Raw genomic sequence first — 11,970 nt, forward strand, 5'->3', positions numbered from 1 at the left:
TGATTGTTAGTGCATGACCGGTCTCGGGTCCATCGGGATGATGGTTTCCGGGGCGGGAGGGCGATAGCCCAAGGCACTATGTGGTCGTTTGGTATTGTAGTGTTTCCTCCATTGTTCGATCAGGATTTCCGCTTCCCGAAGGCTGTAGAAGACTTCTCCGTTGAGCAGTTCATCGCGGAACCTGGCATTGAGGCTTTCGCAGTAGCCGTTCTCCCAAGGTGACCCGGGCGCGATGTAGGCGGTCTTGGCGCCGACGGCCCTGATCCAATCTTGAACGGCCTGAGCCACGAACTCCGGGCCGTTGTCAGACCGGATGTAATCCGGCACACCCCGCATGATGAACAGGTCGCTCAAGGCATCGATCACGTCACCCGAGTTCAGCTTGCGCTTCACCTTGATCGCCAAGCATTCCCGACTGTGCTCGTCCAAGATGTTGAGCGTCCGGAAGACCTTTCCGTCCTCCGTCCGGCAGTGGACAAAGTCATAGCTCCAGACGTGGTTGCGATACTCAGGGCGCAGCCGGACACAGGATCCGTCATAAAGCCAGAGCCGTCCCTTCTTCGGTTGCTTCATTGGCACTTTCAGCCCCTCTCGTCGCCATAGGCGCTCGACCCGCTTGTCGTTCACCTCCCAGCCCGCATCTCTCAGCAAAGCCGCGATCCGACGATAGCCGTAACGGCCATACTGCCGCGCCAGTTCGACCATGTCCGCGACCAGACGCTCCTCATCGGCACGGCCATGCGGCACCTTCCTCTGCGTGGATCGGTGCTGACCCAAGACACGGCAGGCGCGTCTCTCGGACAGATGGAACCGGGTGCGAACGTGATCGATGCAGGCACGGCGGCGAGCGGGGCTCAAAAGTTTCCCTTTGCCGCCTCCGCCAGGATCAGCTTGTCCAAAGTCAGATCCGAGACGGCTTTTCTCAACCGTTCGTTCTCTTTCTGGAGGCGCTTCAGTTCCCTGAGTTGGTCGGTTCCCATACCGCCGTATTTCTTGCGCCAGCGATAATAGGTCTGCTCAGTAATGCGAACCTCGCGGATCGCATCCGCCCGCGCCATGCCTTGCCCGACAAGCACTTCAACCTGCCGCAGCTTCGTGACAATCTCTTCCGGCTTGTGTCTCTTCGTAGCCATTCTGATCCTCCGTTTTCCTAAACATAACGGCGGACCACTTCAGTGGGGGAGGATCAGTTTCCGGTTTCGAGGATGTGGCAGCGGTGAGTCAGCCTATCGAGGAGCGCGGTTGTCATCTTTGCATCCCCGAAGACCTGCGCCCATTCTGAGAAGCTGAGGTTTGTGGTGATGATGACGCTGGTGCGCTCGTAGAGCTTGCTGAGCAGATGGAAGAGCAGCGCCCCGCCAGATGAACTGAACGGCAGGTAGCCGAGTTCGTCCAAGATGACCAAGTCGACCTTCGTCAGCATCTCAGCCAGTTTCCCTGCCTTACCAAGCGCCTTCTCCTGCTCCAGCGCGTTGACCAATTCCACGGTCGAGAAGAAGCGCACCTTACGCCGGTGATGTTCGATGGCTTGGACGCCGATTGCTGTGGCTGTGTGGCTCTTGCCCGTTCCGGGACCGCCGATCAAAACGACATTCTCGGCCGCTTCGATAAACTCGCATCGGTGTAGCTGCCGCACTGTCGCTTCGTTGATCTCACTCGATGCAAAGTCGAAGCCCGTCAGATCCTTGTATGCGGGGAAGCGGGCGACCTTCGTGTGGTAGGCGATGGACCGTACCTCGCGTTCGGCGATCTCGGCCTTGAGCAGCTGTGACAGCATTGGTGTGGCAGCTTCGAACGCTGGCGCGCCCTGGGCGACCAAGTCTTCAATCGCATTTGCCATGCCATAGAGCTTAAGACTGCGCAGCATGATGACGATAGAGGCTCCTGCTGGGTCATGACGCATGGCGCTTCTCCTCAGTCTGTCGCAACCCGTCATAGCGACCGACGTTGGCCACTGGCGTTGTCTGCAATGCCAGTGCGTCCGGCGGATCGACCTCGGGGTGATCTGTCGGTCTGCGGTCGATCAATCGATGCAACAGGTTCAGGATGTGCGTCTTGGTGGGGACGCCTGCTTCAAGTGCCAGCTCCACTGCACACAAAACGTCCTCTTCGTTGTGCTGAAGGACCAAAGACAGAATGTCGACCATCTCTCGGTCACCGCCTTCTTTACGCAGCATGTGATCCTGCAATTGACGGAAGGCATCCGGCATCTCCGTGAACGGCGCACCATTCCGAAGTGCGCCCGGTTTGCGTTGGATAACAGCGAGATAGTGGCGCCAGTCATAGATGACCTTGCCGGGCTTGCGATGAGACCGCTCGATGATCCGCGCATGCTTGCAAACCGTTTGCCCTTCAGCGACCACGATCAGCCGTTCGGGATAGACATGCAAACTGACACGGCGGTTCGCAAAGCTGGCGGGAACGCTGTAGCGATTGCGTTCGAAAGTGATCAGGCATGTGGGTGACACACGCTTACTGTGTTCGATAAAGCCATCGAATGCCGGCGGCAGTGCCATCAGCGTAGGCTTCTCGGCCTCCCACACGTCAGCGATGGACCCCGGCAAAGCCTTGTGCGGCGTCTCTGTCCAAAGGGCGATACAGCGATCTTCAAGCCATTGGTTCAGCTCTGCCAGATCGGCGCAGACCGGCATGACCTGCCACATGCGGTTGCGCGCATCCTGCACGTTCTTCTCAACCTGGCCTTTCTCCCAACCGGCCGCCGGATTGCAGAACTCGGGCTCAAACACGTAGTGGCTGGCCATAGCCTTGAAGCGTGCATTGACGTCCCGCTGCTTGCCTTTGCCCACACGATCAACGGCGGTCTTCATATTGTCATAGATCCCGCGACCAGGCACACCGCCGAACACGCGGAATGCATGCCAGTGGGCGTCAAACAGCATCTCGTGCGTTTGCAGCGGGTAGGCCCGCACCAAGAAAGCGCGGCTGTGCGATAGCTTGATATGAGCGACCTGAAGTTTGACGCGCTCACCGCCGATGTTGGCCCAGTCCTCGCTCCAATCGAATTGGAAGGCTTCGCCGGGCGCGAACACCAAAGGCACGTAGGTGCCGCGCCCCGTCGTCTGTTCCGCTCGATGCCGATCTTCACGCCATGCCCGGGCGAAAGCTGCCACGCGTTCATAGGAACCATTATATCCCAGCTTCACAAGATCAGCATGCATTTGCTTCACTGTCCGCCGCTCTTTGCGTGACTTCCGCGTCTGGATTAAAAGCCAGGCTGACAGCCGATCCGCGTAGGGGTCCAGCTTGCTTGGACGCTTGGGCGTCTTGAACTGCGGTTCCACCGCACCTTCACGCAGATACTTCTTGATCGTGTTCCGAGACAAACCCGTCCGCCGGGCAATCTCCCTGATTGGCATTTTGTCACGCAATGCCCAGCGTCGAATGACACTCAAAAATCCCATGTCGATCACTCCTAATCCCCCCAACCAAAACCGTCGGGGAAGTGTGTTCACATGGGTCAATTCTCAGTGACAATTTATAGGGCTACCGGGTCAGTTCTCAGTGACAATCAACAGCATAGCTCTGTTTGGCATCGCGGCCCTGTGGTCTAGTGGTTTTGCGTTCGCCGCTGCGTCCGAGACCTCTCAATCCTACGGGCTCACGGGGTTCATCGCCTCTACGGCGCTGGCCATCCTCGCGTTCAAGGGGTTCACCACGATCACCAACAGCGGGGCCGAGATCACTGAACCAAATCGCAATGTTGGCCGAGCGATCATGTTCTCGATCGGAATCTGCGTCGTCGTCTACCTGTTGGTCGCCTACGGGGTCGGTTCGAGTCTCACGATCGAGGAGATCATCTCAGCGCGTGACTATTCGCTGGCACAGGCGGCGCAGCCCGCCCTTGGACAAACCGGCTTCATACTCACGGTGATCCTGGCCGCTGTCGCAACGGCGTCCGGCGTTCTGGCCAGCGTCTTCGCGGTGTCGCGTATGCTGGCGATGCTGACCGACATGGAAATGATCCCGCACAGCCACTTCGGTATGCCAGGTCCCATCCAACGCCACACCCTGGTCTATACTGTCGTCATCGCAGCGACGTTGGCCGTGCTCTTTGATTTAGGCCGGATCGCATCCCTCGGTGCCTTCTTTTACCTCGTCATGGACATGATCATACATTGGGGCGTGTTCCACTATCGTCGAGCAGACGTCGGCGCCTCAGGTATCGTGCTTTTGACTGCCCTGGCGCTCGATGTAGTTGTACTGGCAGCTTTCACCGTGATGAAGCTTCAAAGCGACCCGATGATCGTTCTGTATGCGGCTGTCGGAATGATCGCTGTCTTCGCTTTCGAGCGCGTTTACTTGTCGCGATGGTTGGCACCTCAGGCCGCGCATTCCCACGGTGAATAGCCAGCCATCATTTAGCCCTGAAGGAATGCGATGCCTTGTGCACCGATTGCGATCAATCCGACCGACAGGGCAAACGCAAACAAGGCGAGCAGCATCAAGCCCGCTTTTATTGGCAAGCGACGAACGGTCGGTCCAAGAAATTCCGACTGCCCGAAAGCTGAAACATATAGCGGCAGCGCGCTGATCATTGTCGCATAAAGATAAACTCCGGAGATGTTCTCAAAAAACGCCGAACGCGCAAGGGTTGGGGCAACGACCGACAACGCGGTTGCACGACTGCCCCCGAATGACTCGAACCAGTCGGCAGACAAAACGTAGATCAGTGCGTGGAGGCTTGGAAAGAGAATGGCTCTGAGCAAGATATCCACCAGCACGAAAAACGCCGTATCTCGGCGGGCGACCTTTGGTTTCTGTATCACCGCGAAAAGAAAAAAACTGACATAGTTTATGGCAAAAACTACGGGCAGACCGTTGGTCGTAACTTGCCTCAGAAAGCGGGCCAGCGATGGCCCGCCGGCGGCAAGAGCCGCTGCAAAGCCCGGCGAAAGCAAGATATAAAGGCAGAGGACCGCCAGTAACGCTGCGAGGCTGAATGCCAAGACAATGCTCACAAATTGAACACCGGGCATGTCGACGGAGAAAAACCTCTGCATGTTAGAACGTTGGCACATATACGGCTTGAGATCGAGGATGTTGAACCTGCGTTTGGGAACCAAGCATTCGCTCCAGGTCTTTGGGACGAATGAAATTTAAGTTTCGAAATCTCCTGAACCGCGTTCCATGTCTCGACTGCAGGCCGAGCGACATAACAAATGGTAGGTTACTGCCGGACCTAGTTGCGGAAATGTTGATAGCATTGGAAAGTAGCTTTTCTGCATGTCTTACGCTGGCGGTAATTTTCAGAACGGAATATTCCTATCCGAGTGGGCGGACTCCTTTCAGGGTCTATTGCAATCTGCGCGGAGATCGCGGCCATCGTGCCGCTTCCATGCAAAAGCCCATCATGGCTGCCGACCCAGATGCAAAAGTTTCGTGCGATCTGACTGCACCTATCGTCGGCGTCGACAGCACTCTGGATGAAACTGCATTGGCGGTAGCGATCAGCGACGCGGGCTACAGGTCTGAGAAGCTGGCTGAAGTTCGGTAGCACAAGACGCGTCAGCATCGCTCCGCTGACCGGAGGGGAATATTGGCTCTTTATATGTTTCTGATATGCAACATTTTCTGACGGCAGCGGCCGAATCTCGCCTTTTTCACAAAAAAGCGACAAACCTTCCTGCGCAGGACGGATTGACTGGATTGCTTCGGTATCCGATATCTAGAGCATGAGCTTTCGAGTTTTCATATCATGCTGGTTCAAGACGTTTACGTGCATTGCGTTTGCGTTAGCCTTGGTATTTTCACCACCTTCTGCCGCTCACGCGGCGTCCGGCATGCATGACGGACATCAAGCCAAGTCTATTGTTGTCGTTGGTGCCGCCATGACTCATGACACCGGAAGCGATGCGCATCACGCGCATGAGAAGCTTAGGGTCGCAAGCGACATCGCAGCGTCCGACAAGGATGGCAAAGAGCAACAATCCCAAGAGTGTTGCAACGGTATCTGTATTTCTGTCGTCTTCCTCGAAGACACCAAGATCGAAGCAGAGCCGGTTGGTACAAGTGAATATGTCATTCTCGACGGTCAAACGTATTCGGTGGAAACAGCAGGGTTCCTGCGGCCCCCTCGATTCCTGATCTGAACCGACGCCCAAAACGGGTGTGAGCCTTGCGCAGAGTCTGCGTGAGACAACGTTCACCAATCAGGTTACTTTCATGAAAATTCATCTACTTATGGGGGCTTCGGCCCTCGGGCTTGGCGCATGCGCCTATGAGCCCACCCCGTTGCCGTCCGTCGCGACCCAACAGGCCGTCGTCAACACGGCAGTTTCATCGCCGATCAGCTATCAGGACCCCTTGGCGGGCTACACCTATCGCGGCCCTACAGGTCCCCGCGACTGGCGTTCCGTCAATCAAGAACAGACGGAGGGCAACTGATGCGGGTATCGAAGTTTCCGCTGGTTTTCGGCTTTCCGCTAATCCTGGGTGCCTGTGCTACCGCTGTGCCGGGCATCTACACGGAACCAAAAGCTGGCTTCGCCAATATTTCCAGCCAGGTCACACCAGCCCTCGGCAAACGGACAGCCTTCGCCGAAACCCAGGCCGAAAACGAGGCCTTGAAGAAGCAGGTGCACGCAATGGTGCACCGCAAGACCATTTCGGCGGACACCGCCGTTCAGGTCGCGCTTCTGAACAACAAAGGGTTGCAGGCGTCCTATGCAAACGTCGGCCTGTCTGCCGCAGAGGCCTGGCAGCAATCGATGCCGGAAAACCCAATCGTGTCGATTGGTATACTGGGCATCGGTGCGCCCGAACTGGGTGCCTACAGGGCGATCGAGGGACTGATCCGGTCGAACGTGCTCGATGCCACCACTCGCAAGCAGCGTACGGCCATTGCAGACGCAAACTTCCGGCAGGCTCAACTGAGCGCCGTGAACGACACACTCGCACTGGCCAATCAGACGCGGAAGGCATGGGTCGATGCCGTAGCCGCCTTCGAGGCTGTGAGTTATCTCCGCCGTGCGAAAGCGACGTCTGACGCCGGATCGGAATTAGCGATGAGACTGGGCGAGACCGGCGCGCTTAACACAGCCGGGCAGGCCCGTGAACAGGCATTCAATGCCGAACTCGCCGGACAACTTGCCCAGGCACGCTTGAATGCTACCCGGTCCAAAGAGCAGCTGACCAGGCTCATGGGGCTGTGGGGCACCGAAGTCGACTATTATGTGCCCGATGCTCTTCCTGCGCTGCCGCGTTCCGTCGGCCGTGTGACTGACATCGAAGCGAAAGCATTGCGAAATCGGGTTGATCTGCGCGTTGCCAAACTTGGCCTGGAAGCACAGGCCAAGGCGTTTGGTCTGACTGATCAGACTCGCATTATCAGCGATCTCGAATTCATTGCCGGGTTCGAAGCGGAGCGGGAAATTGAGGACGGAGAAACGGAGACCGTGACCACCCCTCAGGTGGAGGTGGAGTTCGCAATCCCGATCTACGACACCGGGAAGGCACGGATGCGCAAGGCGGAATTGTCGTACCTGCAAGCAGCCAACGTGCTGGCAGAAAGAGCCGTCAACGTCCGGTCCGAAGCGCGTGGTGCTGAAGCCTCCTATCACGCCGCGTATAAGATCGCCCGCCACTATCGCGACGTTCTGGTGCCGCTACGCACGACCGTCGAAGAAGAGGGGCTGCTGTCTTATAACGGCATGATCACCAACACTTTCGAGCTGCTGACAGACGTGCGCGAGAAACTGGGCGCATCACTGGAAGCGGCAAACGCAAAACGCGAATTCTACATGGCACAGGCTGATCTGACCGCTGCGATCTATGGCGGCGGCGAAGGCGGTGGCGGTGCTGGTGGAGAAGGCGCGACACTTGCCGCCGGTGGCGGCGCAGGACACTGAAAGGAACTGACATGCTAAATAGACGTCAATTACTCGGAGCCGGCGCGGCAGGTGCAACGCTGGTCTCTTCGAAAGCCTGGGGTCAAACCCTGAACATGGGCCTGCCCGAAGCTGCCCAAATGGATAGCGCAGCAACGGCGATCACGGCGCGTCCTAGTACCGGGCCGGACTACACACCTGTGGTCACATTGAACGGGTGGACCCTGCCGCACCGGATGAACAACGGGGTGAAAGAATTTCACCTCGTGGCCGAACCGGTAGAACGCGAGCTTGCCGACGGCATGATCGCGCATTTGTGGGGCTACAACGGCCAATCCACCGGCCCGACGATCGAAGCAGTCGAAGGCGACCGGGTGCGCATCTACGTCACCAATAAGCTGCCGGAAGGCACAACGGTGCACTGGCACGGGCTCATTCTTCCTTCAGGCATGGATGGGGTCTCCGGATTGAGCCATCCAAGCATCCCGCCGGGCAAAACCTTCGTCTACGAATTCGACTTGGTGAAGTCCGGAACGTTCATGTACCACCCCCACGGCGATGAAATGACCCAGATGGCGATGGGGATGATGGGCATGTTCGTGGTCCACCCCAAGGATCCCACATTCATGCCGGTGGATCGTGATTTCCTGATCATGCTGAATGCTTTCGACATCGATCCGGGTACCTATGTACCCCGCATCATGACGATGACGGATTTCAACCTTTGGACCTGGAACAGCCGGATCTTCCCCGACATCGATCCGCTGGTCGTGAACAAGGGCGACCGGGTGCGAGTACGGGTTGGGAACCTTACGATGACGAACCACCCGATCCATATGCACGGCTATGACTTCAAGGTCACCTGCACGGATGGCGGCTGGGTGCCGCCTGAAGCACAGTGGCCGGAGGTCAGCATCGACATTCCCGTAGGTGCGATGCGCGCCTACGAATTCGTCGCCGATCATCTGGGAGATTGGGCGATCCATTGCCACAAATCGCACCATACGATGAACGCCATGGGCCATGACGTGCCGACGTTCATCGGGGTGAACAAGAAGCCGCTGACCCAGAAGATCCGTCAATTCCAGCCGGAATACATGCCGATGGGCATGTCCGGCATGGGGGACATGGCAAAAATGGAAATGCCGCTACCCGACAATACCATCCCGATGATGACGGGTTGGGGCCCGTACGGACCCATCGAGATGGGCGGCATGTTTTCGGTCGTGAAGGTGCGGGACGGCATCGACGCGGACGATTACTCCGATCCCGGCTGGTACGAGAACCCTCCGGGCGAGATGGCCTACGAATGGACTGGCGAATTACCCGACTTTGCCTCCAACAACAGCCCCAAAACCATTCTCACACCGAAACCAACCTCGAAGGGCTGAGCGGCCCTTCGTCATCTCCAACCGAACCAACCTACAGGACAATAAAATGAGAAATCTTCTTTTGACGACAAGCTTCGCGATCGCGCTATCAGCACCGGCCTTTGCTGCAGGTACACACGACGGCGGACATGGGGAGACCAAGCCAGCCGCAATGATGGTCGGCATGCCGGGTGACGCCGCCAAGGTTGACCGCACAATCGACGTCACTTTGCTCGAAAACGATGAGGGCCAGATGCTGATCGAGAGTGAGCCGATGGATATCAAGGAGGGCGAAACCATCCGCTTCAACATCACCAACAAGGGTGAGCTGGAGCATGAATTCGTCCTCGACACGGTAGAGCGTAATGCCGAGCACAAGATCGAAATGGCCAAGATGGACATGGAACATGACGATCCGAACCGTATCCGTCTCGATGCGGGCGCCTCGGGCGAAGTTGTCTGGACTTTCGCAAATTCTGGCACATTCGAAGCAGCGTGCCTGATCCCGGGCCACTACGAATCGGGAATGCACCGTGAGGTCGCAGTCGGTGACCAGATGGCTCAGGCTGACGTGGAATACACAAGCGGCACCATCAAGAAAATCGACGCAAAGGCCGGCAAGGTCACAATTATCCACGGCCCTCTCGTCAACCTGGATATGCCGGCAATGACCATGGTGTTCCGCGCCGACGAGGCGATGGTGGCCAAGATGGCGGAAGGTCAGGACATCGAGTTCGTTGCCGACCGGGTCAAGGGTAAACTGACCGTCACGCAGATGAAGTAACTACTAACAATGGGGCCGGGGGTAAACACTCCGGCCCCATCGCCTTAATCGCTTAGCCCAAGCAAGCAAGAAGATCCCATAAAATCAAGCGCTACGGAGGTAGCCGAGCATGAAGAATTTCCTGAGAACCTGCACCATCGCCCTTGCGCTTGTCCTTCCGGCTTTTTCAGTGGGCGCTTCCAGTGGCAAGGGCCAGCAGCCTCACGCGCGAGCCTTCGAAGTGCCTGGCCATGATCCGATCGGGAAACCCGGTGATGGCTCCTCGATCGACAGGACGATTGAAATATCCATACGGGAGACGGAAAGCGGCTACATGCTTTTCGAGCCGGACGCGATCCAGATTGAAAGCGGCTCGGTTGTCCAGTTTTCAATCAGAAATACCGGCGCATTGGATCACGAGTTCTTTCTCGGTTCCTTTGACGAGGTCGCAAAACATCAGCAATGGATGCGCGAACATCCCGATATGCAGCATGACAGCGCCAACTCGGTTTCGATCCCTAGTGGGCAAAATGCCGAGTTGATCTGGGATTTCTCCGATATGACCAACCTGGAGTTCGTATGCTTGATTCCCGGCCACCGGGAAGCGGGCATGTGGGGCGTCATCATCGTGCACGATCACCTTGCGCCGAAGTCCAAGGATTAGACATTTTCAATGTCACTCTTGGATAGGTATCACCTGCTTGTACACGACGTAGCTGCCGCCCTTGGGTACGACTACAGCGATGCCACGCCGGACTGGGTTCATCCGTTCATTCATCTCATACTGGTCTTGGCCCCCGCGCTGCTGATCAGTGTTGGCTCATATCTTGCTATTCGCGGCATTCTGAAGCTTTGGAAGTACCGCAGCACGCCTGCGATCCACCCAGAGCCCATACGAGGGCTCGAAGGAAGTCTTTTCAGCACCGTCTTGCGCTATTCAAGAAGGCAGCAAGCGTTGATGATCGTGGTTAGCCTCATCGCGATGCCTATACTCTATCTGACTTTGGAACTGCCAAAACAGATCGTAAACAACGCTCTGGATTCTGGCCGTTTCCCAGTTGCCGTTTTGGGACGAGACGTCGACCAGGTCGTTTTCCTCATGCTTCTTTGCGGTCTCTACCTTTTGGCTATTATCCTGAATGGGCTAAACAAATATAGCCTTAACGTCTTCAAAGGGTATGTCGCCGAGCGTTTTCTGCGGCGCTTCCGCCTGCTGGTCTATCGGCAATGGCGCAGCGATCCAGACTCCGGAAACCAAAGCGAGATCGTCCCTATTCTCGCACAGGAAGTCGAGCCCATCGGTGGCTTCGCGGCAGATGTCCTTACGCTGCCAATCCTGCAAGGCGGTACGCTTCTGACGATCCTGTTTTTCATGTTCGTTCAGGACCCTGTCTTGGGTGCCGCCGCACTGACGGTACTGCCAATTCAGCTCGTGCTGCTGCCCAAGCTGCAACGGCGGGTCAACGCGCTTTCACGCACCAGGATCAAGGAGGTCCGACAGCTTGGCAGGCAGCTCAGCGATCAATTGCGCGAACGGCAGGTCAATCCGGCCGGGCTGCTGCCAGTAAGCGCAAGTTTTAGAGAGCTTGAGCACGTGCGCAGGAAGATTTTCCGTCTGAAGTTCTTCATCAAGGCCCTCAACAATTTTCTGACCGCGCTGACGCCATTCCTGTTCTACTCTCTGGGTGGATATTTCGTCATCGAAGGGCGGATCACACTCGGCGCGCTGGTGGCCGTCCTGGCAGCGCACAAGGACTTCTCGGCACCGCTGAAGGAACTTTTCCGCTACTATCAGACCTTGGAAGACACCCGAATCCGGTATCACGAAATCACGGCTTTTTTTGCCGGGTCAGGCCACTCGTCCGAAGTGGCCCAGGCTGATGACAGTACGCTGGAAAAGGTCAGCCAATTCGAGCAATCGCCGCTCAGAAAAACGACTTTGCCTTTCGAGGGGCATGGAGACCTCGCTTCACAATGAAGGAGTTTGATA

Annotated in this window: 12 protein-coding genes and 1 pseudogene; 9 read left to right on the forward strand and 4 right to left on the reverse strand. The window is 57.0% G+C overall.

Annotated elements, in window-relative coordinates:
• Positions 1–6 precede the first annotated feature (6 nt).
• The 3 genes from INS80_RS00305 to istA all read right to left on the reverse strand — a co-directional run bounded on the left by INS80_RS00305 (position 7) and on the right by istA (position 3,422).
• Positions 7–1,133, reverse strand: a protein-coding gene (locus INS80_RS00305; RefSeq protein ID WP_192963700.1) for an IS3 family transposase whose coding sequence is annotated in 2 segments (ribosomal slippage) — positions 7–869 and positions 869–1,133 — 1,128 coding nt in all. Because the reading frame shifts where the segments join, the coding sequence is not laid out codon by codon here.
• A gap of 53 nt (positions 1,134–1,186) precedes the next feature.
• On the reverse strand, positions 1,187–1,903 hold the full coding sequence (gene istB, locus INS80_RS00310; protein WP_439650923.1) for an IS21-like element helper ATPase IstB: 717 nt from the start codon (positions 1,901–1,903) through the stop codon (positions 1,187–1,189).
• Positions 1,893–3,422, reverse strand: a complete 1,530-nt coding sequence (gene istA / locus INS80_RS00315; RefSeq protein WP_110732346.1) for an IS21 family transposase — start codon at positions 3,420–3,422, stop codon at positions 1,893–1,895. The genes istB and istA overlap by 11 nt, the downstream gene beginning before the upstream one ends.
• 106 nt (positions 3,423–3,528) lie before the next feature.
• Here istA and INS80_RS00320 point away from each other — a divergent pair.
• Positions 3,529–4,368: pseudogene (locus INS80_RS00320) on the forward strand (APC family permease); the annotation flags it as partial.
• Between the two features lie 11 nt (positions 4,369–4,379).
• On the opposite strand, the gene INS80_RS00325 reads toward INS80_RS00320, so the two are convergent.
• The gene (locus INS80_RS00325) at positions 4,380–5,021 is read right to left on the reverse strand and encodes a hypothetical protein (RefSeq protein ID WP_027238588.1); all 642 of its coding nucleotides are present in this window, start codon (positions 5,019–5,021) and stop codon (positions 4,380–4,382) included.
• 350 nt (positions 5,022–5,371) lie between these two features.
• Here INS80_RS00325 and INS80_RS00330 point away from each other — a divergent pair, with 350 nt between their 5' ends.
• The 8 genes from INS80_RS00330 (at position 5,372) to INS80_RS00365 (ending at position 11,958) form a co-directional block, all read left to right on the forward strand.
• On the forward strand, positions 5,372–5,515 hold the full coding sequence (locus INS80_RS00330; RefSeq protein ID WP_175304855.1) for a hypothetical protein: 144 nt from the start codon (positions 5,372–5,374) through the stop codon (positions 5,513–5,515).
• A gap of 334 nt (positions 5,516–5,849) precedes the next feature.
• Positions 5,850–6,110, forward strand: a complete 261-nt coding sequence (locus INS80_RS19190; RefSeq protein ID WP_226892490.1) for a hypothetical protein — start codon at positions 5,850–5,852, stop codon at positions 6,108–6,110.
• 73 nt (positions 6,111–6,183) lie between these two features.
• Complete coding sequence (locus INS80_RS00340) at positions 6,184–6,405, forward strand: putative periplasmic lipoprotein (RefSeq protein ID WP_226892491.1); 222 nt, start codon at positions 6,184–6,186, stop codon at positions 6,403–6,405.
• On the forward strand, positions 6,405–7,868 hold the full coding sequence (locus INS80_RS00345) for a TolC family protein (RefSeq protein WP_027238592.1): 1,464 nt from the start codon (positions 6,405–6,407) through the stop codon (positions 7,866–7,868). The genes INS80_RS00340 and INS80_RS00345 overlap by 1 nt, the downstream gene beginning before the upstream one ends.
• A gap of 11 nt (positions 7,869–7,879) precedes the next feature.
• Entirely contained in the window at positions 7,880–9,238 is a 1,359-nt protein-coding gene (locus tag INS80_RS00350) for a multicopper oxidase family protein (RefSeq protein WP_027238593.1), read from the forward strand.
• 46 nt (positions 9,239–9,284) lie between these two features.
• Positions 9,285–10,001: a copper-binding protein gene (locus INS80_RS00355; RefSeq protein WP_027238594.1), complete on the forward strand. Its 717-nt coding sequence runs from the start codon at positions 9,285–9,287 to the stop codon at positions 9,999–10,001.
• Positions 10,002–10,110: 109 nt separating this feature from the next.
• Positions 10,111–10,644: a cupredoxin domain-containing protein gene (locus tag INS80_RS00360; RefSeq protein ID WP_027238595.1), complete on the forward strand. Its 534-nt coding sequence runs from the start codon at positions 10,111–10,113 to the stop codon at positions 10,642–10,644.
• A 9-nt stretch (positions 10,645–10,653) separates the two neighbouring features.
• Positions 10,654–11,958, forward strand: coding sequence for an ABC transporter transmembrane domain-containing protein (locus INS80_RS00365; RefSeq protein WP_027238596.1), 1,305 nt, complete (start codon positions 10,654–10,656; stop codon positions 11,956–11,958).
• The last annotated feature ends 12 nt before the right edge of the window (positions 11,959–11,970 follow it).

Origin of the sequence: Phycobacter azelaicus (assembly GCF_014884385.1) — a bacterium.
Lineage (GTDB): Bacteria > Pseudomonadota > Alphaproteobacteria > Rhodobacterales > Rhodobacteraceae > Phycobacter > Phycobacter azelaicus.